29 protein-coding genes and 1 pseudogene are annotated in these 25,169 nt (G+C 73.0%); 11 read left to right on the top strand and 19 right to left on the bottom strand.

The genetic code is table 11. The annotated features are described in order from the left end of the window. Positions 1-169 precede the first annotated feature (169 nt). Positions 170-1,372, top strand: coding sequence for a cell wall anchor protein (locus QEZ54_RS21865; protein WP_281306552.1), 1,203 nt, complete (start codon positions 170-172; stop codon positions 1,370-1,372). A gap of 40 nt (positions 1,373-1,412) precedes the next feature. On the opposite strand, the gene QEZ54_RS21860 is transcribed toward QEZ54_RS21865, so the two are convergent. The 3 genes from QEZ54_RS21860 to QEZ54_RS21850 all read right to left on the bottom strand — a co-directional run bounded on the left by QEZ54_RS21860 (position 1,413) and on the right by QEZ54_RS21850 (position 3,044). Further along, the gene (locus tag QEZ54_RS21860; RefSeq protein WP_281306551.1) at positions 1,413-2,066 is read right to left on the bottom strand and encodes a nucleotidyl transferase AbiEii/AbiGii toxin family protein; all 654 of its coding nucleotides are present in this window, start codon (positions 2,064-2,066) and stop codon (positions 1,413-1,415) included. Beyond that, positions 2,063-2,416 (bottom strand): hypothetical protein, encoded by a 354-nt coding sequence (locus tag QEZ54_RS21855; RefSeq protein WP_281306550.1) that lies wholly within the window; start codon positions 2,414-2,416, stop codon positions 2,063-2,065. Before QEZ54_RS21855 ends, QEZ54_RS21860 begins: the two co-directional genes overlap by 4 nt. A 103-nt stretch (positions 2,417-2,519) precedes the next feature. Continuing rightward, entirely contained in the window at positions 2,520-3,044 is a 525-nt protein-coding gene (locus QEZ54_RS21850; protein WP_281306549.1) for a DinB family protein, read from the bottom strand. A 60-nt stretch (positions 3,045-3,104) separates the two neighbouring features. On the opposite strand from QEZ54_RS21850, the gene QEZ54_RS21845 reads away from it, so the two are divergent. From QEZ54_RS21845 to QEZ54_RS21835, 3 genes are read left to right on the top strand one after another with little or no spacing between them, the layout of a single operon-like run. Then, positions 3,105-3,566, top strand: a complete 462-nt coding sequence (locus QEZ54_RS21845) for a GNAT family N-acetyltransferase (RefSeq protein ID WP_281306548.1) — start codon at positions 3,105-3,107, stop codon at positions 3,564-3,566. 40 nt (positions 3,567-3,606) lie between these two features. Beyond that, on the top strand, positions 3,607-4,164 hold the full coding sequence (locus QEZ54_RS21840; RefSeq protein WP_281306547.1) for a histidine phosphatase family protein: 558 nt from the start codon (positions 3,607-3,609) through the stop codon (positions 4,162-4,164). A 49-nt stretch (positions 4,165-4,213) separates the two neighbouring features. Further along, a complete protein-coding gene (locus QEZ54_RS21835; protein WP_281306546.1) occupies positions 4,214-4,402 on the top strand; it encodes a DUF1918 domain-containing protein in 189 nt (62 codons plus the stop codon). Positions 4,403-4,449: 47 nt separating this feature from the next. Here the strand turns inward: QEZ54_RS21835 and QEZ54_RS21830 are convergent, their stop codons facing one another. The 3 genes from QEZ54_RS21830 to QEZ54_RS21820 are packed head-to-tail and all read right to left on the bottom strand — an operon-like array spanning position 4,450 to position 6,441. Then, on the bottom strand, positions 4,450-5,208 hold the full coding sequence (locus QEZ54_RS21830) for a MerR family transcriptional regulator (RefSeq protein WP_281306545.1): 759 nt from the start codon (positions 5,206-5,208) through the stop codon (positions 4,450-4,452). A gap of 49 nt (positions 5,209-5,257) precedes the next feature. Next, positions 5,258-6,127, bottom strand: a complete 870-nt coding sequence (locus QEZ54_RS21825; protein ID WP_281306544.1) for a hypothetical protein — start codon at positions 6,125-6,127, stop codon at positions 5,258-5,260. Then, complete coding sequence (locus QEZ54_RS21820; RefSeq protein ID WP_281306543.1) at positions 6,127-6,441, bottom strand: PadR family transcriptional regulator; 315 nt, start codon at positions 6,439-6,441, stop codon at positions 6,127-6,129. Before QEZ54_RS21820 ends, QEZ54_RS21825 begins: the two co-directional genes overlap by 1 nt. Before the next feature lie 95 nt (positions 6,442-6,536). Between QEZ54_RS21820 and QEZ54_RS21815 the strand changes: the two are divergent. The 4 genes and pseudogenes from QEZ54_RS21815 to QEZ54_RS21800 all read left to right on the top strand — a co-directional run. Further along, a pseudogene (locus QEZ54_RS21815) lies at positions 6,537-6,953 on the top strand (ASCH domain-containing protein); the annotation flags it as partial. Then, positions 6,939-7,637 (top strand): maleylpyruvate isomerase N-terminal domain-containing protein, encoded by a 699-nt coding sequence (locus QEZ54_RS21810; protein ID WP_281306703.1) that lies wholly within the window; start codon positions 6,939-6,941, stop codon positions 7,635-7,637. The pseudogene QEZ54_RS21815 and the gene QEZ54_RS21810, both read left to right, overlap by 15 nt. A 63-nt stretch (positions 7,638-7,700) precedes the next feature. Then, the gene (locus QEZ54_RS21805; protein ID WP_281306542.1) at positions 7,701-7,889 is read left to right on the top strand and encodes a hypothetical protein; all 189 of its coding nucleotides are present in this window, start codon (positions 7,701-7,703) and stop codon (positions 7,887-7,889) included. A 70-nt stretch (positions 7,890-7,959) separates the two neighbouring features. After that, positions 7,960-8,154: a hypothetical protein gene (locus tag QEZ54_RS21800; RefSeq protein WP_281306541.1), complete on the top strand. Its 195-nt coding sequence runs from the start codon at positions 7,960-7,962 to the stop codon at positions 8,152-8,154. A gap of 117 nt (positions 8,155-8,271) precedes the next feature. Here the strand turns inward: QEZ54_RS21800 and QEZ54_RS21795 are convergent, their stop codons facing one another. Both QEZ54_RS21795 and QEZ54_RS21790 read right to left on the bottom strand, forming a co-directional pair. Beyond that, a complete protein-coding gene (locus QEZ54_RS21795; RefSeq protein WP_281306540.1) occupies positions 8,272-9,255 on the bottom strand; it encodes a hypothetical protein in 984 nt (327 codons plus the stop codon). Between the two features lie 13 nt (positions 9,256-9,268). Beyond that, positions 9,269-10,756: a peptide MFS transporter gene (locus tag QEZ54_RS21790; RefSeq protein WP_281306539.1), complete on the bottom strand. Its 1,488-nt coding sequence runs from the start codon at positions 10,754-10,756 to the stop codon at positions 9,269-9,271. A 197-nt stretch (positions 10,757-10,953) separates the two neighbouring features. Between QEZ54_RS21790 and QEZ54_RS21785 the strand changes: the two genes are divergently transcribed. After that, a complete protein-coding gene (locus tag QEZ54_RS21785) occupies positions 10,954-11,292 on the top strand; it encodes an RNA polymerase-binding protein RbpA (RefSeq protein ID WP_217396276.1) in 339 nt (112 codons plus the stop codon). 72 nt (positions 11,293-11,364) lie between these two features. Here QEZ54_RS21785 and QEZ54_RS21780 read toward each other — a convergent pair whose 3' ends face one another. The 9 genes from QEZ54_RS21780 to QEZ54_RS21740 all read right to left on the bottom strand — a co-directional run bounded on the left by QEZ54_RS21780 (position 11,365) and on the right by QEZ54_RS21740 (position 21,408). After that, positions 11,365-11,880: an FxsA family protein gene (locus QEZ54_RS21780; protein WP_281306538.1), complete on the bottom strand. Its 516-nt coding sequence runs from the start codon at positions 11,878-11,880 to the stop codon at positions 11,365-11,367. A gap of 24 nt (positions 11,881-11,904) precedes the next feature. Next, the gene (locus tag QEZ54_RS21775) at positions 11,905-12,690 is read right to left on the bottom strand and encodes a polyprenol monophosphomannose synthase (protein WP_281306537.1); all 786 of its coding nucleotides are present in this window, start codon (positions 12,688-12,690) and stop codon (positions 11,905-11,907) included. A 25-nt stretch (positions 12,691-12,715) separates the two neighbouring features. Continuing rightward, positions 12,716-14,308 carry an apolipoprotein N-acyltransferase gene (gene lnt, locus QEZ54_RS21770; RefSeq protein ID WP_281306702.1) on the bottom strand — a complete coding sequence of 531 codons (1,593 nt, stop codon included), beginning with the start codon at positions 14,306-14,308 and terminating at the stop codon, positions 12,716-12,718. Between the two features lie 424 nt (positions 14,309-14,732). Continuing rightward, positions 14,733-16,064 (bottom strand): glutamate mutase L, encoded by a 1,332-nt coding sequence (locus QEZ54_RS21765; protein ID WP_281306536.1) that lies wholly within the window; start codon positions 16,062-16,064, stop codon positions 14,733-14,735. 1 nt (position 16,065) lies between these two features. After that, positions 16,066-16,446 (bottom strand): hotdog domain-containing protein, encoded by a 381-nt coding sequence (locus tag QEZ54_RS21760; protein WP_281306535.1) that lies wholly within the window; start codon positions 16,444-16,446, stop codon positions 16,066-16,068. Then, positions 16,443-17,207, bottom strand: coding sequence for an OAM dimerization domain-containing protein (locus QEZ54_RS21755; RefSeq protein ID WP_281306534.1), 765 nt, complete (start codon positions 17,205-17,207; stop codon positions 16,443-16,445). The genes QEZ54_RS21760 and QEZ54_RS21755 overlap by 4 nt, the downstream gene beginning before the upstream one ends. Beyond that, positions 17,204-18,793, bottom strand: coding sequence for a lysine 5,6-aminomutase subunit alpha (locus tag QEZ54_RS21750; protein WP_281306533.1), 1,590 nt, complete (start codon positions 18,791-18,793; stop codon positions 17,204-17,206). Before QEZ54_RS21750 ends, QEZ54_RS21755 begins: the two co-directional genes overlap by 4 nt. Next, positions 18,780-20,330, bottom strand: a complete 1,551-nt coding sequence (locus tag QEZ54_RS21745; RefSeq protein WP_281306532.1) for an amidohydrolase family protein — start codon at positions 20,328-20,330, stop codon at positions 18,780-18,782. Before QEZ54_RS21745 ends, QEZ54_RS21750 begins: the two co-directional genes overlap by 14 nt. Before the next feature lie 4 nt (positions 20,331-20,334). Continuing rightward, positions 20,335-21,408, bottom strand: a complete 1,074-nt coding sequence (locus QEZ54_RS21740; protein ID WP_281306531.1) for a zinc-binding alcohol dehydrogenase — start codon at positions 21,406-21,408, stop codon at positions 20,335-20,337. Between the two features lie 154 nt (positions 21,409-21,562). Here QEZ54_RS21740 and QEZ54_RS21735 point away from each other — a divergent pair, with 154 nt between their 5' ends. Next, positions 21,563-22,924, top strand: coding sequence for a lysine 2,3-aminomutase (locus QEZ54_RS21735; protein ID WP_281306530.1), 1,362 nt, complete (start codon positions 21,563-21,565; stop codon positions 22,922-22,924). 31 nt (positions 22,925-22,955) lie between these two features. On the opposite strand, the gene QEZ54_RS21730 is transcribed toward QEZ54_RS21735, so the two are convergent. Next, complete coding sequence (locus QEZ54_RS21730) at positions 22,956-23,831, bottom strand: methyltransferase domain-containing protein (RefSeq protein ID WP_281306529.1); 876 nt, start codon at positions 23,829-23,831, stop codon at positions 22,956-22,958. A 183-nt stretch (positions 23,832-24,014) separates the two neighbouring features. On the opposite strand from QEZ54_RS21730, the gene QEZ54_RS21725 reads away from it, so the two are divergent. Next, positions 24,015-24,578, top strand: a complete 564-nt coding sequence (locus QEZ54_RS21725) for a histidine phosphatase family protein (protein WP_281306528.1) — start codon at positions 24,015-24,017, stop codon at positions 24,576-24,578. Positions 24,579-24,903: 325 nt separating this feature from the next. Here QEZ54_RS21725 and QEZ54_RS21720 read toward each other — a convergent pair. After that, positions 24,904-25,169 (bottom strand): hypothetical protein (locus QEZ54_RS21720; RefSeq protein WP_281306527.1); only part of this gene is annotated, 266 nt, incomplete at its 5' end.

Below are 25,169 nucleotides of genomic sequence, written 5' to 3'. Positions count from 1 at the left end.
GCGTCCATCCAAGCAGCCCGGCCGGACCGGGCCCGGCCAGCCCCGCGCCGGAGCCGGGCGCCCAGGCGTGTCGATCACGAAACGGTGTTTCCGCGCAGGTAGAAAGGGCGAGCCGGACGTCGTGCGCGCCGACCGGGCGCGCCGTCCGTGCCGTCACGGGGGATCACACATGACATCGACATCCGATCGGCGCCGCCTGCTCGGCGCGGCCGTACTGGGGCTGCTGCTGACGCTGCCGCCCGACGGTGCGGCCGCCGCGCCGGTGGACGCGACCGGGCGCGCCGCACCGCAGGGCACGCTGGGCGGTTGGGGCGCCAACGCGTTCGGGCAGCTCGGCGACGGCACCGAGCAGTCGCGGTGGACCCCGGTGACCGTGGCGGGGCTGCCGCCGGTGGCCGCTGCGGCGGCCGGGGTGTTCCACAGCCTGGCGGTGCTGGACGACGGCTCGGTACGCGCGTGGGGGCTCAACGACGACGGGCAGCTCGGCGACGGCACCACCGGCCAGCACACCACCCCGGGGGTGGTGTCGGACCTGGACGACGCCGTGGCGGTGGCGGCCGGGGAGCGGCACAGCCTGGCCCTGCGCGCCGACGGGACGGTCGCGGCGTGGGGCGCCAACGACCTGGGCCAGCTGGGCCTGGGTTCGACCGGGCCCGACGTGCGGGTGCCGGTGCGGGTGCCGGGGCTGCGCAGGGTCCGCGCGATCGCGGCGGGCGACGCGTACTCGCTGGCGCTGCTCAAGGACGGCACCGTGGTGGCGTGGGGTGACGACAGCGCCGGGCAGCTCGGCGACGGGCAGGTGGGCGGGACGGCGGCCGCGCCCGCGCCGGTGGCGGGTCTGCGCGGGGTCGAGCAGGTCGCGGCCGGGTTCGCGACGTCGGTGGTGCGGCTGTCCGACGGCACGGTCATGACCTGGGGCAGCAACACCGAGGGCCAGCTCGGCACGGGGTCGGCCGCGCAGGCCGAGCCGCGTCCGGCGGCGGTGCCGGGGCTCGCCCGGGTCCGGTCTGTGGCGGCGGGTGCCGGGCACGTCCTGGCGCTGCTGCGCGACGGGACGGTCCGGTCCTGGGGCCTCAACGACGCCGGTCAGCTCGGCGACGGCCGGACCGGGACGGGCCGCGACACCCCGGGCGTCGTCGTCGGCGTCACCGGGGCGCGGGCCGTGGCCGCGGGGGCCACGACGTCGTACGCGCTGGTCGACGACGACGCCGGTTTCCTGTCCTGGGGTGACAACAGCCTCGGTGCGCTGGGTGACGGTTCGGCGGCCGACCACCGCGATACCGCGGGCCGGGCGGTGAGCGGACTGGGCCGGGTCGAGGCGGTCGTCGGCGGTTTCTCGTTCGCGCTGGCGCTGGGCGGCGGCAGGGACTGACCGCTGTGGTCCGGGCGCCCGGCCGGGGTGCCCGGACCGGTCAGCGGGGCCAGTCGGCGAACGCGGCCCGCACCGCCGCGCACGCCTGCGGGCTCAGGCCGTACAGGTGCTGCCAGACGGAGTCGTCGAGGCGGTCCAGGCGGCGCATCGCGGCGGCGAAGTCGTCGGCGGCCAGGGTCGGGTCGGCCCGCACCCCCAGCGCCATGAGCTGCGCGCGGTCGTAGCGGCGCTGCGCCCCGGCGACGTCTACGAAGTCGCGGGGCTCGGCGCGGGCCGCCAGCGCGGCGACCTTGCCGCCGAGCACGTCGTCCAGGTGCAGCACCGGCCCGATGTCCATGACGACGGGGCCGCGTTCGCGGTCGAAGCGGGCCAGGGTCAGCCGCATCACCGCCGCGCCCCGGGTCACCTCGAACTCGACCAGTTCGTCGTCGAGCCCGTCGAAGACCTCGCCGAGGTCGTCGCCGTAGGTGGTGACGTGCAGGCCCGCGTCGGCCAGCGCGGCGGCGACCAGGGCACCGGCGGCGCGCACGCCGCCGTCGACGTCGGTGAACAGGTCGACGTCCTCGGTGCCGCGGTGGACGATGCCGTACAGGTTGAGGGCGTGCCCGCCGCCGAGGGCGAACCCGTGGGCGCGGGCCACCGACAGGGCGATGCGGGCGACGTCGTGCTGCAGCGCCTGCGCGCCGCCGGTCACGGGGACGGGACCTGGGTGCGCAGCTGCGGGTGGCGCTCCTCCCAGGCGCGGCGGACGCCGCGGGGCAGGAACAGGTCGGGCCACAGCCGGACCAGGGTCGGGCCGTGCAGCCACATGCGCAGCTCGGCGCTGGTGCGGGCCTCGCGCAGCACGGTCTCGTAGAACCAGGTCAGCAGGTGCGTGTCGGCGAGGTCGACGCCCCGGTCGGGCTGCCAGAACAGCCGGTGCGGCAGGTGGACCACGCCACCGGTCGGGCCGCGCAGCTCGGCCAGGTCGGCCGCGACGGCAGCGCGGCGGCCCGGCCGCGCCTGCGGGGGCGCGGCCGCGGCGCGTCGGTCGCGGCGGTCCACACTGCGAAGCGTAGCGGGTCTGCCGCGCACAGGACACGACGTATGCCCCCACGGGTACGGTCGCGCAGCTCACCGCAGGTGTGGGGGCACCCGGCCGCCCGGGTCAGAAGCCGGTGTCGCCGTCGATGCGCTCGCGCAGCAGGTCGGCGTGGCCGTTGTGGCGGGCGTACTCCTCGATCAGGTGGACGTACACCCAGCGCAGCGACATCCGCGCGCCGGTGCGGTCGTGGACGAACTCGGCGGTCAGGTCCAGGTCGGCCACCGCGTCGCGGCACAGCTGCCACTCCTTGACCAGCAGGTCGTAGTCGGCCTCGGCGCCGGCCGGGTCGATCAGGTCGAACGAGGCGCCGCCCCGGCCGTCGGCGTGGGAGTACTGCGACTCGACCTGCTGGCCGGCGACCCGGCGCCGGAACCAGCCCCGCTCCACGTCGGTCATGTGCCGGACCAGGCCCAGCAGGGTCAGGTTCGACGGCGGCGTCGAGGCCAGGCACAGCTGCTCGCCGGTCAGCCCGGCGCACTTGCGCAGCAGCGTGGTGCGGTGCCAGTCGAGGTAGCCCTCGAGGATGGTGCGTTCGGAGCCCACGTACGGCTCGTCGGCGCGGGTGATCTGCGGGGCGGTCCACGTCATGGCTGCCATCCTCCCCGACGGCCCGCCGGGGTGCCGTCCCGCGGGTAGGCTGCGGTGCTTGTGATCGAGACCGCGCGGCTGGTGCTGCACCCGTACACGCCGATCCTGGCGTCGATGATCGCCGACGGCGCGCCGCGCGACCCGCGCTGGGCGCCGGACTACCCGTTCACCGGGGACCGGGACACCGCCCGCATGTACCTGCGGGCCGGGGCGCCGGGCGGGCTGTGGGTGCCGTACGCGGTCCAGGTCCGCGACAGCGGAGTGTTCGTCGGCGGGGCCGGCTTCCACGGCGCCCCGGACGGGCACGGCATCGTCGAGATCGGCTACGGGCTGGCCGAGTCGGCTCGCGGCCTCGGCTACGCGACCGAGGCCGCGCGGGCGCTGGTCGAGGCTGCCGCCGCGGCCGGTGCCCGCCGGGTGGTGGCCGAACTGGAGTTCGACAACCCGCCCAGCGCGGCCGTGCTGGCCCGTCTCGGTTTCACCGCCGCCACGCCGCTGCACTGGTTCCGCGAACTGCACTGACCGGGACAACCGGTCGCACCGCCGTCGGCGTGCACAGCGTATGAGCGTGCGCCTGGTGTACGAGACCCACTCCACCACCACCGACAACGAGGCCGGGATCGCCACCGGCTGGCTGCCCGGCGAGCTGTCCGAACGGGGTCTGCGCGACGCCGCCGACCTGGCCCGGCGCCGCCGCGACGACGGCGTGGACCTGGTCTACAGCTCGGACCTGCACCGGGCGGTGCAGACCGCGCAGCTCGCGTTCGGCGGCACCGGTGTGGAGATCCGCCTGGACGCCCGGCTGCGCGAGTGCGACTACGGGCAGCTCAACGGTGCGCCGGTGGCCAGGCTCGACCGGCAGCGGGCGCAGCGGGTGGACACGCCGTTCCCCGGCGGGGAGTCCTACCGGCAGGTCGTCGACCGGACCGCCGACCTGCTGGAGGAGCTCGCCGACCGGCACGACGGCCGGCGGCTGGTGCTGGTGGCCCACTCGGCCAACCGGCACGCCCTGGCGGTGCTGCTGGAGGGCGCCGACCTGCACCGGCTGGTGTCGGTGCCGTTCGCGTGGCAGCCCGGCTGGGAGTACGAGCTGCCAGCGGGCTGGCGGCGACCGCGTTGACCTGCGCACCGGCCTGCGCGACCGGACAATGGACGAGGAGGTGAGCCCCATGAAGGCCAAGGTCGGGGATACGATCATCGTCGAGGGCGCGCACGTCGGCGACCACCGCCGCATCGGTGTGATCATCGCGGTGCCGCACGAGGACGGCAGCCCGCCGTACACGGTGCGCTGGGAGGACGACCAGCACGAGGGCCTGCTCTACCCGGGCCCGGACACGCACCTCAAGTCCGACAACTGACCGCTGCCGGTCCCGGGCACACAGCGGGACCGGCAGCGGTCTCACGCCTACGCGCGGTCGACGGCGTTGGCGTGGATGGCGTCGTGCAGGAACCGCGTCATCCCCGGCTTGATCGCCTCGTAGGTGGCGGTGAAGCGCTCGTCGGCCAGGTACATGTCGGCCAGGCCGGTGTGGATCTCGTACGAGCACTCGTAGAACCACTGGCTGATGAGCTGCCGGTGCTCCTCGGCCAGTGCCATGGCCGCGGCGCTGTCGGCGGCGGCGCCGGAGTCCATCAGGGCGGTGAAGCGGCCGCCCCAGTCCTCGTTGGCGGCCTTGTGCCGCAGCCAGTCCTCCTTGCTGTACTGCGCGGTACGGCGGGCCGACTCCTTGTAGGCGTCGGTGCCGCCCCACCGCCGCTCGGCCTCCTCGGCGTGGTCGTCGGGGTCGAAGTCCCCGAACACCTCGAAGCGTTCCTCGGGCGTGAGCTGGATACCCACTTTGCTTGCCTCCATCGCGAACTCGATCGCGGTGACCATCTCCTGCATCCGTCTGATCCGCGCCGTCAGCAGCTCGTGCTGGCGGCGCAGGTGCGCCGTGGCGTCGGCGCCCGGATCGGCGAGGATGGCCGCGATCTCTTCCAGTGAGAACCCCAGCTCCCGGTAGTACCTGATCTGCTGCAGCCGCTCCAGGTCGGCGTCGTCGTAGCGGCGGTAGCCGCTGTGCGAGCGCTCGCTGGGCGACAGCAGGCCGATCTCGTCGTAGTGGTGCAGCGTGCGCACGGTCACTGCGGCGAGGTCGGCGACCTTTCCCACGGTGTAGGCCACGGTTCTCTCCTTTCCGTGGTCAAGGCTGAGGGCTGCCGTTACGTCAGAGTCAAGCCGGTTGCGGCGCGGTCCGGGGCGTCTTCGCCGCGGCCGCGCTCACGGCGAGCACGAACACGGTGCACACGGTCAGCATCGCGGGCAGGATCTTGATGACGTCGGCGAGCTGCAGGTACGCACCGTCGACGACGCCGCTGTCCTGGGCCGTCATCGCCGTGGGATACCACAGCGGTGCGTACTGCCGGGGTGCGCGGACCGCGTCGAGGCTGATCAGCACGTACGCCATGGTGGCCAGTTCGAGCACGGCCAGCGCGCCGAGCACCTGGACCGGCCAGCGCCACCGGCCGCGCAGGGCCAGGCCGAGCCGGGCCAGGACGGCGGTGCCCGCCGCCCACAGCGCGATCGCGGCCGCGCTGGCGCCGGTGTGCTCGCCGAGGATCTGCCCTGCGTCGGGCACCGACGCGATCGCCACCAGGCCCACCGCCATCGCGGCGGGCACCGCCAGCCAGGGCCGGGCCACGCCGCGGCGGCCGGTCCGGGCGCCCAGCAGCGCCGCCAGCGCCGCGGCGGGCAGGACCATCACCGCGTACGCGGTGTGTGCGGCGTGCTCGTCGACCCGGGTGAACCGCTCGGCCAGCAACAGCAGCGGTCCCGCCGCGGCCATGAACGCCGCGAGGACGGCGGTCAGCGCCGCCGGGGACGCCAGCAGCCAGGCGGTGCGCAGGGCGGTGGTGCGGGCACGGGCCATGGTGAAGGTCTCCGCTCGGTGGGTGATCCGGTCGCCGAGGGCGCACCAGGCCACGTCGGCCAGGTCCCGCCACGGGCGGGGCGAGTCGCGCAGCAGGCCGGCGATCTCGTCGCCGTAGCGGTCGCGGATGCGGCGCGGGTACAGGGCGAGCGCGAGCGTGGCCAGGCGGCGCATCAGGCCACCGCCAGGCGGCGCAGGCCGGTGCCGGCCAGGTGTTCGATGCGTCTGAGTTCGGCGGTCAGCGCGGCCCGTCCGGCGTCGGTGAGCCGGTACGGCTTGCGCCGGTCCTGCTCGGGCAGGGCCTGGATGTAGCCGTGCTCCTCCAGGCGCCGCACCGCGCCGTAGAGGGTGCCGGGTCCGGGGCGGGTGCCGGTGAGCGCGCCGATGTCGTCCTGCATGGCGTACCCGTGCTTGGGGCCGTCGGCGAGGCTGATCAGCACGTGCATCGCCGGTTCGGAGAACCGGCCCAGGTCGGACAGTCCGGCCACGACACCACCTCGTTTCTACTACGTTGTGCGTAGCATCGCAGGGCGTAGTAGCGGCGTCAAGGGGGACCCGGCGAGCGCGGTCTAGGCTCGCCGGCGTGACCTACGCCGACCTGCCCGACGCCGAGTTCGCGTTCCCCGGCCCGCTGCGCGACCAGCTCGTCGCCGCGGTCCTCGCCGGCCACAAGACCTCCTCCACCGGCCTGCTGGCCGGCTACGAGCACGACGGCGAGCCGCTGCCCGTACCCGGCGAGCGCTCCGTGATGATCGACTCGGCGGGCCAGCCCCTGGCGATCCTGCAGACCACCGGCGTACGCCTGGTACGCCTGGCCGAAGTGGACCTCGACCACGCCATCGCCGAGGGCGAGGGCTACCGGACCGTCGCGCAGTGGCGGGCCGGGCACGAGCGGTTCTGGCACGGCGAGCAGATGCGCGCCTGGCTCGGCGATCCCGGGTTCACCGTCGACGACGACACCGTGTGCGTGGCCGACCGGTTCCGGGTGGTGTCGCTGGTCCCCGACGCGGCGACCGTCACCGCGGCCCTGGCCGCGGAGGCGGCGGCGCTGGTCGCCGGGCTGCGCGCCGTACCGGAGGCCGACCTGGACCGGCCCACCTGCTGCCCGCCGTGGACGGTGCGCGACGAACTCGCCCACACCGCCGTCGCGGTGTCGCGGACCCTGGACATGCTCGACGCCCCGGCCCCGTCGGCCGAGCCGATCAGCACCGCCCGCTACTACGCCCCCGACGCCCGGTTCGCCCCCGCCGCCGACAGCGCCCGCGTCGACTCGGCGCACGAGTTCGCCGCCGCCCGCACCGGCCCGCAGCTGATCGACTGGTGCGAGCAGCAGTGCGCCGCCGTCACCGCCCGCGTCACCGCGACGGCGCCGCGCCTGGTCGCCACCCGCCACGGCGACCCGATGCGGCTGACCGACTTCCAGGTGACCCGCGTCGTGGAACTGGCCGTGCACGGCCTGGACCTGTCCGACGCGCTCGGCGTCGCCCCGTGGCTGACCGGCCAGGCCGCCGACGTCGTCACCGGGCTGCTGTTCGGCCCGCAGACCGGCGCCGCCGCCGCCCTGCTCGGCACCGACCGGCCCGGCCTGCTGCGGGCGGCCACCGGCCGCAGCCCGCTGACCGCCGCGCAGCGCACCGCCCTCACCGGCCTGGGCACGACCTGGCTGACCACCGCCCCGAACTGAACCCGCCGCCACGACCGGGCCGCACCGTGTTTAGCGGGCGCCGGGTCGCGGTAGCCGGTGGGCATGAACGAGCAACGGGTCGGCAGCAGGGCCGACAGACTGCTGCCCGAGGAGCTCGCCGTGGGCAGCGACGATCCGCAGGCCCAGGCCGAGGCCATCCTGGCCGAGTCCGACGCCCGCACGGAGCGGGCCCGCTACGGCCCGGACGACGAGCACGACGAGCGGCGGACCTCCGAGCAGGCCGCCGACTGAACGGCGCGTCCGGACCGTGCCGGGGCCGCCGTTCGGCTGGGCCGGCCCGGCACGGTGCGACACTGCACGGATGGCAGCGCGGGCAGGTGACGGGCCGGTGGCGTGGTCGGTGTCCCGGTGGGGCACCGGCCGTACGCGCGCGGAGCGTGGACCGGCCTGCCGCTCGGCGGCACCGGCCCGCGCCCCGCACGGGCCCCGGCCCGACGCCGACGTGGTCGCCGACGCCCACGCGGCCGTGCTGCGCCTGTCCGCCAGCCGCGCGTAGCGGCAGGCTGACAGGCGGCAGTTTCGGGGAAACTGCCGCCTAGACGGCCGTGTTTCGCGCAGTCTCCCCCGAAACTGCACGAACACGCGCCCGCGAGCTGGGCGGGGCGGGGCCGGGTCAGTTCGTCAGGGCCGAGGCGGGGCGCTGGGCGAAGAACTCGATCTCGTCGCGCAGCTGCCGGGCGACGGGCGCGTCGGCGTAGCGGCGCTCGCGCAGCGCGGTGTAGACGCGGTCGACGCTGACCATGACCTCGGTGACCCGCCGGGGCAGGTCCAGCGACAGGACCGGGACGAGGGCGTCGCGGGCGCCGTCGGGTTCGCCGGTGTGCACCCGCGACAGCGCCAGGGCGCACCGGGCCGCGGCCTCGTCGCGGTAGGAGCGGTGCTCGGCCGGGCCGGACCCGAACAGGGCCAGCGCGCGGGTGGCCTCGTGGGCGGCCTGCTGGGCGCACTCGGGCAGCATCGCGTACGCCTGCGCGGCGTAGCTGTGCTGCCGGGCCAGGCTGAACGTCAGCTGCCCGCCCAGCGCGTCGAGGTCGTCGCTGGCGTGGCGTTCGCGCAGGTCGTCGGCGCGGACCAGGGCCAGGCGGGTCGCTTCGACGGCGCCGAGCACGGCGTGGGCGCGTGCCTGCGAGCCGGCCAGCCAGCAGGTGACGGTGCCGGTGGCCTCGGCGGCCATGGCGCTGCCGGACTCGGCGAACCGGGCCGCCTCCTGCGGGCGTCCGGCCCAGTACGCGATCAGGCTCTGCATGCCTCGGGCCCAGGACCGCAGGCAGCCGTGGTCGGCGTTGTCGGCGCAGGCGTACATGGTGCGGGCCAGGGCCATCGCCTGGTGGCCGCGGCCGAGGTCGTGGCCGACGTGGGCCATCAGCCCGGTCGCGACCGCGACCAGGGCGTAGCGGTGCCGGTCGCGGTCGGGGTCGGGGTCGGTCTCCAGCGCGGTGAAGCCGAGCTCCTGGGTCTCCAGCAGCTGCCCGGCCAGCGCGGTCACCGGTTCGACCGGGTAGCGGCAGGCCAGTTCGGCCAGGTCGCGGTGCAGCCGGGCGGCGGCGCCGTCGCGCAGGTCGCGGCGCAGGTCCAGGGCGGCGGTGTCGTGGCTCATCAGACTCCGTTCCTCAGTGCACGCCGTGCATCAGCCGGCCGATCCTGCGCGAGCCGAACCAGAAGCAGATGCCGACCGCGATGGCCAGCAGGCCCAGGCCGCCGTAGTAGACGCCCGCGGGCAGCTTCTCGGCCAGTGGGGTGACCCACGTGTTGAGGGCGTTGCCGGCGGAGCTGGCCAGGAACCACAGGCCCATGACCTGGCTGGCGTAGCGCAGCGGGGCGAGTTTGGTGGTGACCGACAGGCCGACGGGGCTGAGCAGCAGCTCGGCGCAGGTCTGGATGAAGTAGACGAGCACGATCCACCACGGGGAGATCAGGCCGCGGCCGGCGGCGGCCCCGGCGGCGCCCATGACCAGGAACGACAGGCCGATGCCCAGCAGCGCCCAGGAGAACTTGACCGGGGTGCCGGGCTGGCGCCGGTCGAGCCTGGTCCACGTCCACGCGAACAGCGGCGCCAGCAGCAGGATCAGCACCGGGTTGATGGACTGGAACCAGGCGGTGGGGATCTCGAAGCTGCCGACCTGCCGGTCGACGTCGGTCTCGGTGAACAGGTTCACCAGGCTGCCCGCCTGGTCGTAGATCATCCAGAACAGCGCCGCCCCGATGAAGATCCACACGTAGGCGCTGACGCGGGAGCGTTCCTGGGTGGTCAGCGACCTGTCGCGGAACATCATCAGGAAGTAGGCCGCGGGCACGACCAGCGCCATCAGCGTCAGCGCGTTGATGACGTGGTCGGCCTTGAACGTGCCGGCGGCCACATCGGCGATCAGCAGCACCGCGACGACCGCCACCACCACGGCGGCGATCTTGAGCAGTCTGCTGCGTTCGTGGCTCAGCAGCGGCTTGTGGGCCTTGAGCCCGACCCCTTCCAGCCGCCGGTGGCCGAAGATGTACTGGATGACGGCCAGGGTCATGCCGACCGCGGCGATGCCGAACGCCAGGTGCCAGTCGTTCTTGGCCGCGAAGTAGCCGGTCAGCAGCGGGGCGATGAACGCGCCCAGGTTGATGCCGAGGTAGAACAGGGTGAAGCCCGCGTCGCGCCGCGACTCGTGCATCTCCGGGTGCTTGTCGTACAGCTCGCCGACCATGGCGGAGATGTTGGGTTTGAGCAGGCCGGTGCCGAGCACGATGAGGACCAGGCCGAGGTAGAACATGGCCTTGGACCCGGCCGCCAGCGCGTAGTGACCCAGTGCGATGACGATGCCGCCGTACAGGACGCTGCGGCGGGTGCCGATGAGCCGGTCGGCGATCCAGCCGCCGGGCAGGGCCATGAAGTAGACCATCGAGTTGTAGATGGAGTACAGCACCGCCGCCGACGCCGCGGTCATCCCGAAGCCGCCGACGGTCGCCGAGGCGGCCAGGAAGAGGGTGAGGATGGCCCGCATGCCGTAGAAGCTGAACCGCTCCCACATCTCGGTGAGGAACAGCACGACGAGCCCGCCGGGGTGGCCCATCCAGGTTTTGACCGGCTTTGCGGCCGGCGCCGTGCTGGTCGCCATCGCGTCCCCTCGGAGGTGATGTTCCCCGCAAAACGTCTTCAAACGGACGATATCGCGGTCCGGGGTACGGGTGAGGCTGTCTCACGAATCCGATACCGCTACAGTTCTACGACACGCTGCGTCACCAAAGAGGGAATCTTGCCCAGCCGCGGCGTGTTGCACCACCCGGAAGTCGTTTCCAAACGTGAGGAGCTGGTATGGGCGAGCGCATGCTGCGGGGAAGCCGACTGGGAGCCGTCAGCTACGAGTCGGACCGCAACACCGAACTCGCGCCCCGGCAGACCCGCGAATTCCAGTGCGCCAACGGCCACCGCTTCGAGGTGCCGTTCGCCGTCGACGCCGAGGTCCCGTCGATGTGGGAGTGCAAGTTCGACGGCAGCGTCGCCCGGCTGGTCGACGGCACCGAGCCGGAGCAGAAGAAGGTCAAGCCGCCGCGCACGCACTGGGACATGCTGCTGGAGCGCCGCTCCATCGAGGAGCTCGAGGAGATCCTCAACGAGCGCCTGGCCGAGGTCCGCACCAAGCGCGGCCGCTGACCGCGCCCTGATAACCGAGAAGGCGCCCCGGGTCCGCCCGGGGCGCCTTTCGCATATGTTCCAGCGGCGGGATCAGTCGACGATCTCACCCTCGATGACCTCCGGCGGCCCGGCCGCGGGCGCCGGATTCGGGCCCGGCTGCTGCGCGGGCGGGTGCTGCGGGGTGGTCGTGCTCACCCGCACCCGGCGCGGCCCGAAGACGCTGTTGGCCGTACCGGCCGGGATCCGCTTCTCGGTCGCCGCGCGGGCCCGCGCCCGGACCGCGGCCCGCACCGGCGGGATCAGCAGCAGCAGCCCCAGCAGCCCGGTCAGCAGCCCCGGGATGACCAGCAGCAGCGCCGCGGCCAACCCGACGACCGCGTCCAGGGCCTGCTCCCCGCGCGGGTCGCCGCCCTGCCGGGCCGCCCGCAGCCGCCGCCATCCGGCCATGCCCTCCCGGCGCATCAGCACGATCCCCAGCACCGACAGGGCCGCCACCAGCAGCACCGCCCACAGCGGCCCGATCTGCGCGGCCAGCCACAGGAAGATCAGGAACTCGACCGCCCCGACCAGTAGGACAGCCGCCGGAACCCACCGCAGCCTGCGCAAATCCGATTCACCTCCGCGCCGGCCTCACGGCCAGCGGTCGCCTGGCTTGAACGCGCGCCGCAGCGCGTCCCGCCGAGCCTGCGCACCCCACACGGTCACCCGCCACAGCGCCTCTTTCACGATAGACCCGCTCATCTTGCTCGCGCCGTGCTCGCGCTCGGCGAAGGTGATCGGGACCTCCACGATCCGGAAGCCGTGGCGGAACGTCCGCCAGGTCAGCTCGACCTGGAAACTGTAGCCCTGCGACGCCACCGTCTCGACCTCGATCTTGCGTAGGACGTCGGTACGGTACGCCCGGTACCCGCCGGTCGCGTCACGCACCCCCATGCCCAGCACGGTCCGGGTGTACAGGTTGCCTCCGCGCGAGAGCAGCAGCCGGTGCAGCGGCCAGTTGACGACCCTGCCGCCGCGGGTCCACCGCGACCCGATGACCGCGTCGGCGCCGCGCAGCGCGTCCAGCAGCAGCGGCAGCTGCTCGGGGGCGTGCGAGCCGTCGGCGTCCATCTCCACGGCCGCGTCGTAGCCGTGCTCGTCGGCCCACCCGAACCCGGCGATGTACGCAGCACCGAGGCCCTGCTTGCCGGGCCGGTGCAGGACCTTGATCCGCGGGTCGGCGGCGGCCATCGCGTCGGCGATCGCGCCGGTGCCGTCGGGGCTGTTGTCGTCGGCGATCAGGATGTCGACCTGCGGGGTCGCCGCGCGGACCCGCCCGACGATCGAGGCGACGTTCTCCTTCTCGTTGTACGTCGGGATGATCACCAGGACCCGGCCCACGCCCGGGTAGCCGTCGCCGCCGTCTGCCTCGCCCACGCGGGCCTCCCTCATGTCGCCCCGGTCACGCTCCGCGCTTCCGGCGCCGGCGCAGCACACCCGCTCCGGCCAGCACCAGCGCCGCGCCCAGCGCCGCGGCGGCCTCCGGCCACGCGCCCACCCTGGTCGCCAGCGTTGACCCGGTGCCCAGCCGCAGCTGCCGTACCACCACCGCTTCGGTATTGAATTCAGTTGCATCATGCACAGAACCGTCAGCAGTTACAAAACCGGACACACCGACTGTTGAGGCCATGAGGCTGTCGCGGCCGTGCTCGACGGCCCGCAGCCGCACCATCGCCAGCTGCTGCGTCGCCTCGGCCACGTCGAACGTCGCGTTGTTGGTCTGCACCGCCAGCAGCTGCGCCCCGGACCGGACGGTCGCGTTGACGACGTCGTCGTAGGCGACCTCGAAGCAGATGACGTCGCCGACCTTCGCCGGGCCCAGCGTCAGCACCCCGGGGGCGGTCCCGGCGACGAAGTCGGTGCGCAGCAGCTTCGCCTGGTTGGTGATGGCCTGCGCGATCGGTTCGACGATCGGGCGCAGCGGCAGGTACTCGGCGAACGGCACCGGATGCTGCTTGAGGTACATCTGCGCGGGCGGCCCGTACGTCGACTGGCGCGGCAGCCACACCAGGCCCGCGTTGCGCGACTGGCCCGCTCCGGGGCCGGACAGGACCGCGCCGACCAGGATCGGGGCGTTGATCGCGGTGGCGGCCTCGTCGATCGCGGCGGCGGCGTCGATGTTGCGCAGCGGGTCGATGTCGGAGGCGTTCTCCGGCCAGATCACCAGGTCGGGGCGGGCGGTCTCACCCGCGGCGACGCGGCGGGCCAGGTCGACGGTGGCGCGGGCGTGGTTGTTGAGCACCGCCTGCCGCTGGGCGTTGAAGTCCAGCCCGAGGCGCGGCACGTTGCCCTGCACGATCGCGACGGTCACCGGCGCCCCGTCGGGCCGCGCGGCGGGCACGGCCAGCCCGACGCCGACCACCGCCAGCGCGGCACCGGCGTACGCGGCCACGGCGCCACGGCGCGGGCCGCCCACCGGCCGGGCCGGGCCGGGCCCTGCCGCAGACCCGGCCGGATCGGCGGCAGCCGGGCGCAGGGCCAGCCACGCGGCGGCCAGCAGGCCACCGGCGAGCGCCACCGCGAACGTGACGAGCGGGGCGCCGCCGAGGCGGGCCAGCATCAGCGTCGGGGCGTCGTCCTGGCTGAACGCGAGCCTGCCCCACGGGAAGCCGCCGAACGGGGCCCGGTCGCGCAGCGCCTCCTGCGCCGTCCACAGCAGCGCCACCGCCGGCGGCCACAGCCCCGGGCGGCGGGCCGCCAGCGGGCTGGCCCACGCCAGGGCCATGCCCAGCAGCAGCAGGTACGTGGCCTGGAACACGGCCAGCAGCAGCCACGGCGCGTACCCGACGTGCAGGTTCGTCCACGACAGCAGCGGCGCGAAGAACACCAGGCCGGTGATCAGCCCCAGTCCGGCGCCGGCGCGCAGCCGCCGACCGTGCACCGCCAGCGCCAGCCCGGCGACCCCGAGCGGCGCGGCCCACCACAGGCCGTACGGCGGGAACGACACCAGCAGCGCCAGCCCGGACAGCACCGCCAGCACCAGCGCAGGCCACAGCCGCCGACCGCCCGGGGCGGGCGCGGACGGGCTGGGCGGGGTCGCGGGGGCGAGGGTCTGCACCGTCACCACATCACCTATCTGTCGCAGCCGGGCGCGGAGCGCCGCCCCGGCCGAAGATCACACCCGGGGTGCGGCCCAGGCTACACAAGAATCGGGGCGCGGCCGACGGCCGCGCCCCGCACTCCCCAACTCCTGCAAGCGGCCGCGGCCGGTGACCTTCGGGCCGATCCGCGCCTGGCCGGCTGCCCGGCGTCGGATCGTTGTCTACTGGCCACCGCCTCACCGCCTGCCGCACCATCGAACCGAGTGGATCGAGCCGATCGCTGCGGCGGAGGACCTTACGACGGTACGCGTGAGCCCACCGCCGGGTCAATTTGAGCACGCGTGCACGCAGCGTGACCATTACCCGTCCGGGGACTCGTCACCGCAGCTCAGCGGCGAGTAGGGCCGCCGCGGCGGCCGGATGTTCGGCCGCGAGAAGTCCCGCCGCGGCCAGGATGTAGGACGCGTCGACGACCGTGCGCGGCGCCCGCGGCAGCGGCCACCCGCCCGCGCTGTCGGTCAGCCCCGCCGCCATGATCCGCTGCGCGACCTGCGGCGGGTTGTGCCGCAGCACCCCGCCCGACCCGATCGCCAGCGCCACGTCCCGCAGGTCCCGGCCGCCGCGGCGCGGCCCGCCCGCCACGACCGCCTCACCGCGGGCGTGGCGGCGCAGCGCCACAGCCACCGCCAGCTCGGCCAGCCGCCAGTCGACGGCCTGCTCCAGCGCACTGTCGGCGACGAACCCGGGATGCTCGGCCCGCAGGTCCGCGGCCTGCGCCAGGGCGTGGGTGTCGTCGTGCGGCAGCAGCTTCTCCCCCACCGCCGCCGCGACGACCCCCGGCGCCGACCAGCGCATCCCCAGGTCCCCCTCGACCGTCCGGGCCGCCCACAGCACCCCGGCGACCTCGTCGCGGACCCCGGCCAGGTGCTCGGCGTCGGGGATCAGCACCGAGTACACGTCGGTCGTGGCCCCGCCGACGTCGACGACCAGCAGGTCCTGGCCCAGGCTCGCCGCCAGCAGCTCCACGCCCGACAGGACCGCGTCCGGGGTCGCCGCCCGCACCAGCGACGCGAACCGGGGCCCCCGGGACAGCTTCTTGCCGCCGATGACGTGCTGCAGGAACACCTGCCGGATCGCCGCCCGCGCCGGACCCGGGTCCAGGGCCCCGATCGCGGGCAGCACGTTGGCCACCGCCACCGTCGGCACCCCGGCGCCGGCGAGCAGGTCGTGCAGCTCCTGGCGGCAGTCGGCGTTGCCCGCCAGGACCACCGGGACCCGCCAGCGGGCCCTGGCCAGCCGGGTCGCGTTGGCGGTGACCGTGTCGACGTCACCGCCGTCGGTGCCGCCGACCAGCAGCACCACGTCCGGCCGGGCGGCCCGCAGCGCGGCCAGGCCGTCGCGGTCGAGGATCCCGGCGGCGACGTGGACGACCCTCGCCCCGGCCGACAGGCCGACCCGGTGCCCGGCCTGCGCCGTCACGAGACGCTCGTACCCGACGACAGCCAGGCGCAGGCCCCCGCCGGCCGACGAGCACACCAGCAGCCCGTCGGGGCGGTGCCCCGTCGCGGCCACGGCCGCGTCCAGGCCGTGCAGCACGTCGGTGCCGACGGTGGTGCGGTGGCTGCCCGTGGCGACCAGCCGCCCGTCGCCGGTGTCGACCAGCGCCGCCTTCGTGAACGTCGACCCGACGTCGACGCAGCAGATCAGCACGTCACTTCTTCGGTACGACCACGGTGCCGGTCGCCGTCACCGCGACCACCGGCGGGTCCAGGACCTCCGCCGCCGACTCCGACACGTCCGGCCGCCCCCGGCACACCACCCGCGCCTCGAAGTCGATGGTGCGGCTGCGGGTCCCCATCCGGGTCACCGTCGCGGAGACCTCCAGCACGTCCCCGGCCCGCATCGGCGCCTTGAACTGCACATCGGAGTACGACGCGAACAGGCCCTCGTCACCGTCGGTGCGGATGCACACCTCCGTCGCCACATCCCCGAACGCGGCGAGGGCGTACGCGCCGTCGACGAGGTCGCCCGCGTAGTGGGCGTGGCTGTACGGCACATACCGGCGGTGCGTCACATTCAATCCGACACTCATGCTGCCGTCTTCTCCTTCTTGCGCTCGGCGCGCTGCGTGATCAGGGCGTGCACCAGGTAGCTGGCGACCTCCCGCGGGGTCGTACCACGGCCGAAGATCCGGTCCACGCCCAGCTCACCGGCCATCAGCTCGTCGAAGCGCGGCCCGCCGACGATCAGCAGCGGCCGCCTGTCGGCCGGCATCGCCTCCCGGAACGCCGCCGACATCTCCCGCGTGTTGTGCAGATGCGCGTCGCGCTGCGTCACCACCTGCGACACCAGCACCGCGTCGGCCTTCTCCGCCTTCGCGGCCGCGACCAGCTCCGGCACCGTCACCTGCGCGCCCATGTTGACGACCTTCAGCTCCCGGTAGTACTCCAGGCCCTTCTCGCCGGCGATGCCCTTGACGTTGAGGATCGCGTCGATGCCGACGGTGTGCGCGTCGGTGCCGATCGTCGCCCCGACCACCGACAGCTTGCGGCGCAGCTTCTGCTTGACGACCGTGTTGACCTCCTTGGCGCCCAACAGCGGGAAGTCCCGCTCCACGACCTGCACCTTGTCCAGCTCCACCAGGTGCCGCACCGACCCGTACACGACGAAGAACGTGAACCCGTCACCCATCTGCTTGGCGTGCACCAGCATCGCCGGGTCCAGGCCCATCTTGCCCGCCAGCTGCAACGCCGCGCCTTCGGCCTTCTTGTCGTGCGGCAGCGGCAACGTGAAACTGACCTGGGTCATACCGTCGCCGGTGGTGTCGCCGTACGGGCGGATGACCGTGCTCACTGCTGCTCCCCCTTGGCCGGCGCCTCCAGGATGTCGGTGGCCGGGTTGTAGTAGCCGTCCTCGTGCGCGGCGACCCCGTCACGGCCCTTGCCCCGGTCCGCGGGCCGCTTCATGATCCCGAAGGTGCCGTCGGCGATCGCGTTGAGCAGGGTGTCGTCCTCGATCTTCGCGAGCAGGTCGATGGCCTCGTCGAGCACCTGGTGGGCGCGCCGCTGGATGAACCCGCCGGGCGCGGGCATGAAGTCCTCGTGCAGGTTGCCGGCCGCGTTCAGGACGTACCGGACGTTCTGCAGGGCGATGTCGCGGTCGGACAGCCACGGCGTCACCACCGCCTCGGTCATCATGCCGACCAGCAGGATGCCCTGGCCGGTGAGCGTGCCGACCAGGTTGAAGAACCCGTCGAGCAGATTGCCCCGGAACACGTCGCCGGTCATGTGCTTGGTCGGCGGCATCCACTTCAGCGGGGCGTTCGGGAACAGCTCCCGCGCCAGCAGCGCGTGCGCCAGCTCCAGGCGGAACGACTCCGGCAGATCCGGGTTGATCTCGAACGCGTGCCCGAGGCCCAGCTGCCAGTCGGCCAACCCCGCCTCGTGCGCGAAGTACTCGTTGAGCAGCTGCGACACCGTGACCGTGTGCGCGGCCTCGACCGCGTCGGCGGTCGTGAGGTAATTGTCCTCACCGGTGTTGATGACGATCCCGGCCCGCGCGTGGATCTGGCGACTGAACCGCTGGTCCACGAACGTGCGGATCGGGTTGATGTCACGGAACAGGATGCCGTACATCGAGTCGTTGAGCATCATGTCCAGCCGCTGCAGCCCGGCCAATGTCGCGATCTCCGGCATGCACAGACCCGACGCGTAGTTCGTCAGACGCACATAGCGGCCCAGCTCCCTGCTCGACTCGTCCAGCGCCGCGCGCATCAGCCGGAAGTTCTCCTGCGTCGCGTACGTACCCGCGAAACCCTCCCGGGTCGCGCCCTCAGGCACATAGTCCAGCAGCGACTGGCCGGTGGAGCGGATCACCGCGATCACGTCGGCGCCCGCGCGGGCGGCGGCCTGCGCCTGCGGGATGTCCTCGTAGATGTCACCGGTCGCCACGATCAGATAGATCCACGGACGCTGCCTCGGATCACCGTACCTTCTGATCATCCGGTCGCGCTCGACCCGGCTGCGGTCCACCTGCCTGATCCCGGCGGCGACCGCCCGCCGCGCCGCCCTGCGCGCCGCCGTGGCCGCCTTGCCGCGCGGCAGGTCGAACCGCAACGACCCCGACGCCGCCTTCTGCGCCAGCAGCGTCAGATCCGCACCCGACCCGGCCAGGCCATGCTCGGCCACCGCGTGGAACACCGGCAACGCCACCCCGTGCCCCAGCCCCACATCGGCGCGCACCGCGTCGACCAGGCGGTTCACCCACGGAATACCGTCGGCGTCGGCACCGGTGATCCCGGCCAGCCGCAGCACCGCCCGCTCCACCGACACAGTGGTATGCGAACGGGCCATGTCCACGACCGGCCGCCCCGCCCGCGCCGCCAGGGCACGGGCACGAGCGACCAGCTCCGGATCCAGGTGCAGTTTATTGCTGTGCATAGATGGTTTCTCCACGAAGGACAGTACGGACACAGACCGGCAGCTCATCGTGCTGCCCAAGCATCGGCAGGGTGCCGGCCAGACCAGCCGGGGCACGCCACACCGCGAACGTCGCCGGCGCCCCCGGCACCAGCACCCCCTCCCCGTCACGGTGCACCGACCGCCACCCGCCACGGGTATGCGCCGCGAACGCCGACTTCGGACTCATCCGCTGCTGCGGATTGAAATGCCACACCGCCGCCCGGACACTGCCCCACGGATCCAGCGGCGTCACCGGGCTGTCCGACCCGAACGCCAACGCCACACCCGTGTTGTGCATCTGCCCCATCGGGTTCGACGCCAGACTCCGCTCCACACCCAGGCGCTGGGCGTACATCTGCCCCGTCCCGCCCCACAGCCGGTCGAACGCCGGCTGCATGCTCGCCACGATCCCGAACTCCACGAACGCGGCGATCAGCCGCTTGTCCATGATCTCGGCATGCTCCACCCGGTGCCGGGCGTCACGGAGCACGTCCACGCCCAGCCTCTGCTCCGCCAGCGCGAACCCCGCCACCACCGTCGAGATCGCCTCATCGCCGATCGCGTGGAAACCGCCCTGCATCCGGTGCGCATGGCAGTCCAGCAGATGATCACGCACCTGCTCGACAGTGACATAGCCGTGACCGCAGCCCTGCTCGCCGTCCAGATACGCCTTGGTCACGTGCGCGGTACGCGAGCCGAGGGCACCGTCGGCGTACAGGTCACCGCCCGCACCGACCGCACCCAGCTCCCGGGCCTTGGCCGCGCCCATCAGCTCGCCCCAGAACCCGTACACCTCGGGCAGGCCCTGGCCGGACAGGCGCAGCAGGTCGGTGAAGTCGGCCTCGCTGGACGTGCCGGGACCGCCGCACTCGTGCACCGCCGCGATGCCCAGCGACGCCGCGTGCCGCAGCGCCGTCGCCTGCGCCTGCTGCCGCTGAACGGCCGTGATCCGACCGAACGCCTTCTCCCGCACCACGTGGTGGGCGTCGCGGCGCACCCAGCCGGACTCGTCGAAACCCGGCACCCCGACCGCCAGGGCCAGCAGGTCCGAGGAGACCAGCGCCGAATGGATCGACGCCTGCGACAGGTACACGCTGCGGCCGCCCGCCGCCCGGTCCAGCTCCGCCGCCGACGGCGGGACCTGCGCCGCACCCCAGGTGCTCTCGTCGAACCCGTGGCCCAGCAGCACCGCCTCCGGGCCGAGCCCGTCGGCGAACCCCGACACCGCCTTGAGCAGGTCCGTCGCGCTGCGCACCGCCGACAGGTCCAGACCCGCCAAGGCCAGACCCGTGTCGGTCGCGTGCACGTGCGCGTCGACGAACGCCGGGGTCACCAGCGCACCGCCCAGATCGACCCGGACATCCGCGCTGGGCGCGTCGGACAGGGGGCCCAGCCACACGATCGTCTGACCGCGCGTCACCATCGCCGTCGCGGCTGGGTCGGCGGGACTGCGAACCACAGCGTTGCACCACAGCGTCGTGGGCTCCGCCGGCAGGGGGGTCACCGAAGTCTGCATGTGGTCAGTGTGCCGTGTCCGGCGCACCCGCCGAGGACTCCTGCCGCAGCCGGGACTCGAACAATCCCCGAACGGCGGGCACCGAACGCAGCAGACCCAGCGCGTACGCCGCATGACCAGGCACGTAGCCGTTACCGACCAGCATCGTCACATCGGCGGCCAGCCCCTCGGCACCCAGCGCCGCCGCCGCGAAACTCGTCGCCATCGAGAAGAACACGACCGTGCCGCCGTCGGCCGTCGACAGGATCGCACCATGCTCGCAGCCCGGCACGTCGACGCAGACGACCGTCACGTCCGCCGGACCGCCCAGCGCCCCCGACACCGCCTCAGCCAGCGCCACCGGGTCGCGCGCGTCGGCCAGCGCCACCACGTCGGCCAGGCCCGTCGGCTCCAGCAGCGCCCGCTCGCGCTCCACCGGCACGATCCCCACCGTACGGGCCGCACCGGCCGCGCGCGCCGCCGCCAGCGACAGCGAACCGCTCTTGCCCGCACCGCCGATCACCGCGACCGTGGGGGCGCCGCCGCGCTCGGCGTGCTGGCCCACCACCCGCGCCGTCAGCGCCGGCGCACCGCACACGTCCATCACCGCCAGGGACAGCTCCGGGTCCAGGTCCGCGGGCAGCACCGCGGCGATCGAACGCGCGAACAGGATCGCGTGGCCCTCGCACGGGACCTGCTCACCGCGGCCGTCCCAGCGCTTGAGCCCGTCGGTGACGGCCAGCGGCGTCAGCGTCAGCGAGACCAGGGTCGCGACGCGGTCCCCGACCGCCAGGCCCAGCGGCGACCGCGGGCCGACCGCCTCGACCGTGCCGATGAGCATGCCGCCCGACCCGGTCACCGGGTTCTGCATCTTGCCGCGCGCGGCGATGATGTCGAGCACCTCGGCGCGTACCGCCGCGCCGTCGCCTTCGTGCTTGGTCTCCAGCTGCCGGAAGCTCGCCGCGTCCAGGTTCAGGCGCTCGACGCAGATCCGGACCTCGTCCTGCCCGATCTCCGCCGAATTGTCCAGCCGAAGCGCCGCCTGGGGCAGAACGCCCCTCGGCTCCAGCACCCGGTGCAGCCCGATCGGTGACGTCATTGTCCGGTTCTCCCTCAAAAAGTGACGCTCTCCCGCGATCACCAAGGCAAATCTGCTGCCCAAGTTACCGCTCGCGGGAAATTCTACGGCAGAATAGTTGGTGAGCCGAAGAAGTTCCAGTATGGTCATCTGGACCGCAAAGGAGAGGCCACCGATGAACGCTGGGCAGCCCTACGAGTACCGCCGCGTGGAACTTGTCGAACCCGACTGGACCCGGTTCCCGGGCTGGCGGAACGTCACCCCCGCACAGTGGGAGTCCGCACAGTGGCAGCGCGTCAACTGCGTCAAGAACATCAAGCAGCTGCGCGCCCTCCTCGGTGACACCGTCGACGAGCGCTTCTACACCGACCTCGAAGCCGACCAGAAGGCCATGGCCACCATGTCCATGCTGGTCCCGCCGCAGATGATGAACACCATGGCGCGCGAGGAACTGACCACCGAGGCGTTCTACGCCGACCCGGTCCGCCGCTACATGATCCCCGTAGCCTCCGACCGGCTCACCGAATGGGCCAGCCACCCCCACGCCAGCCGCGACAGCCTCCACGAGCACGACATGTGGGTCGCCGAAGGCCTCACCCACCGCTACCCCACCAAGGTGCTCGCCGAACTGCTGTCCACCTGCCCGCAGTACTGCGGCCACTGCACCCGGATGGACCTCGTCGGCAACTCCACGCCGGCCGTGGAGAAGCTCAAACTGGAACTCAAACCGGTCGACCGCTACGACGCCCACATCGCCTACCTCAAGGCCCACCCGGGCGTACGCGACGTCGTCGTCTCCGGCGGCGACGTCGCCAACGTGCCGTGGAAGAACCTCGAGTCCTACCTCATGCGGCTGCTCGAGATCGACACCATCCGCGACATCCGGCTCGCCACCAAAGCGCTGATGGGCCTGCCCCAGCACTGGCTGCAGCCCGACGTCGTCGAGGGCCTGGAACGGGTCGCCCGCACCGCCCGCCGCCGCGGCGTCAACCTCGCCATCCACACCCACGTCAACCACGTCAACTCGATCACCCCGACCGTCGCCCGCGCCGCAAAGACGGCACTGGAGGTCGGCGTACGCGACGTGCGCAACCAGGGCGTGCTCATGCGGGGCGTCAACGCCACCAGCCCCGACCTGCTCGACCTGTGCTTCGCACTCCAGGGCGAAGCCAACATCCTGCCGTACTACTTCTACATGTGCGACATGATCCCCAACGCCGAGCACTGGCGCGTCTCCGTCGCCCACGCCCAGGCACTGCAGCACGACATCATGGGCTACCTGCCCGGCTACGCCACCCCGCGCATCGTCTGCGACGTCCCGTTCGTCGGCAAGCGCTGGGTCCACATGCTCACCGAGTACGACCGCGACAACGGCATCTCGTACTGGACCAAGAACTACCGCACCTCCATCGAGGCCACCCAGGACCCCGAGGTGCTCGCCAAGCGCTACGCCTACTACGACCCGATCGACACCCTGCCCGAGTCGGGCCAGAAGTGGTGGCGCAAGCAGCTCGAGGAGCAGCAGAACCAGGACTGACCGCAGCACGAAGAACGGGCGCCCGCACGGCTCAGCGGGCGCCCGTTCCGCGTACCGGAGCCGTCCCGGCCACCACCCAGATCGTCAACGCCACCAGGAACTCGTCCCGCCGCGCCGCATCGGCCACCGCCGCCAGCCACCGGCACACCATCTCGTCGTTGCCCTCGCCCTGCCCCACGATCTGCAGCAGCACCTCCCGCTCGAAGTACGGCACCACATGCTGGGCCTCCTGCGGGTCCGTGAAGTGCACCGTCACCGGATGGCACTCCACCTCCACCACCCCCGCCTGCCGCAGCCGGTTGCGCAGCGTACGCCCCATCGACGGATTGCTCATCACCGTCCGCTGCCGCAGCCGCCACAGCATCGGCGTCAGCACCTCGTGGGCGATCCCCTCGAACGCCAGCGACTCCCAGTCCGTGTCCACCAGGCACACCCGCCCACCCGGCCGCGTCACCCGCACCAGCTCCGCGATCACCGCCTGCGCGTCGTCCAGATGCTGCAGCGTCCGCTCACACCGCACCGCGTCGAAGCTGCCCGCCGGGAAGTCCAGCCCGGTCAGATCACCGACGGTGAACCGGACCGCCGCCGCCCCGGGATGGCTGCGCAGCCACACCGCGTAGCGCCGGTCGGCCAGCGCCAGCATGTTCTGCGACTTGTCGACCCCGTCGACCGAACCCTCCGGCCCGACCCGCAACGCCAGCGGGTACGCCGCCTCGCCGAGCCCGCACCCGCCGTCGAGCACCCGCTGACCCGGCGCGAGCCGCATCGCGTCGGCCGCGACCTCGCGGATGCGCGTGATCACGGGATGCGCCGCCGCCGACTCCAGGTACGCCGCCAGCCGGGCCCTCACCTCCGCCGGGCTGCGGTCCACCCCGGCGTAGTGCGGGATGAGCGGCTCCTCGGTCACAACTCCATTCTGTGAGCGCACAGCCCGGCCTGACCGGGCCCTTCTGTTATGTCGTCGCCCGAAGGGCGTCCTCATCTGTTCTTGTGAGGCGGAGCCCATCCGCTAAGGGATCCTAGGACGCTAGGAATTGAACTCGAGGGCTGATACCGCCCGGGCGGACGCATACGCCGCTAACGTGTGGTCATGCGTGAGATCGTGCTGATCAGGCACGGGCAGACCGAGTGGAGCGCCAGCGGGCGCCATACCTCCTTCACCGACCTGCCGCTGACCCCCGAGGGCGAACGGCAGGCCGGGAGACTGGCCTCCCAGCTGGCCGGGCGGGCGTTCGCGGCCGTGCTCTGCTCTCCCCTGCAGCGCGCCGTACGCACCGCGGGGCTGGCCGGGCTGGACATCACCGCCACCGACGACGACCTGCTGGAGTGGAACTACGGCGCCTACGAGGGCCGCACGACCGTCGAGATCCGGCAGGAGCGGCCCGAGTGGAGCCTGTGGCAGCACGGCTGCCCGGCCGGCGAGGCCGCCGGGCAGGTCGGTGCCCGCGCCGACCGGGTGCTCGACCGGGCCCGGACGATGCTGGCCACCGGAGACGTCGCACTGGTCGGGCACGGGCACCAGCTGCGGGTGCTGACCGCCCGCTGGCTGGACCTGCCGCCCTCCGACGGCATGCTGTTCCGCCTGGAGACCGGCACCGTCAGCGTGTTGGGCTTCGAACGGGAGACCCCGGTCCTACTGCGCTGGAACGCCTGAAGCCCGCCGCGAATCCGTCACCGCCGCAGCGGCGTGGCACCGCGCACCGACTCGCACCGGCAGCGGAGATCGCGGTGCTCGGACAGAAAGCGTGCTGAGCGGTGACCGTTTGGCACCGAACACCGATCTTGGCCGCGTCGGGCGTGGAGATCGGCCTTTCAGGTCACAGGACGGCGTTTCCGCCCCGCCACCCCGGAGAGCGTCCGCGAATGGCGATCTCCGGGGTGGCGCAGTGGCGAGTGATCTCCAATCGAGGTCGATACCCTGACCGGTGTCCGGGCTGTCTGCAACGTTCTGACCTGGAACGGTGATCTCCGGACCTCGCTTAGCTGTCGATCGCATCCTGCGGTCGCGCTGCGGCGTTCTCGCCGAGGTTTTGACCAGCGACTGCGACCATGGCCGGTTGGAGCTGTGGACCTCCGCAGCGCGGGCTGGCGATGATCGCGCCTTGCGGTCGCGAGGCGGCCTTGCCGCTGAGGTTGTGGCCAGCGACCGTGACCATGGCTGGCTTGGAGCGGCGACCTCCGTAGCGCGAGCGGGCGATGATCGCCGCTTGCGGTCGCGAGGCGGCGTCCCAGCCGAGGTTGTGAC

Origin of the sequence: Catellatospora sp. KI3 (genome assembly GCF_029948125.1) — a bacterium.
Taxonomy (GTDB): Bacteria; Actinomycetota; Actinomycetes; order Mycobacteriales; family Micromonosporaceae; genus Catellatospora.
The sequence above is the reverse complement of the archived record's forward strand: the minus strand, read 5'-3'. Positions and strand labels throughout refer to the sequence as shown.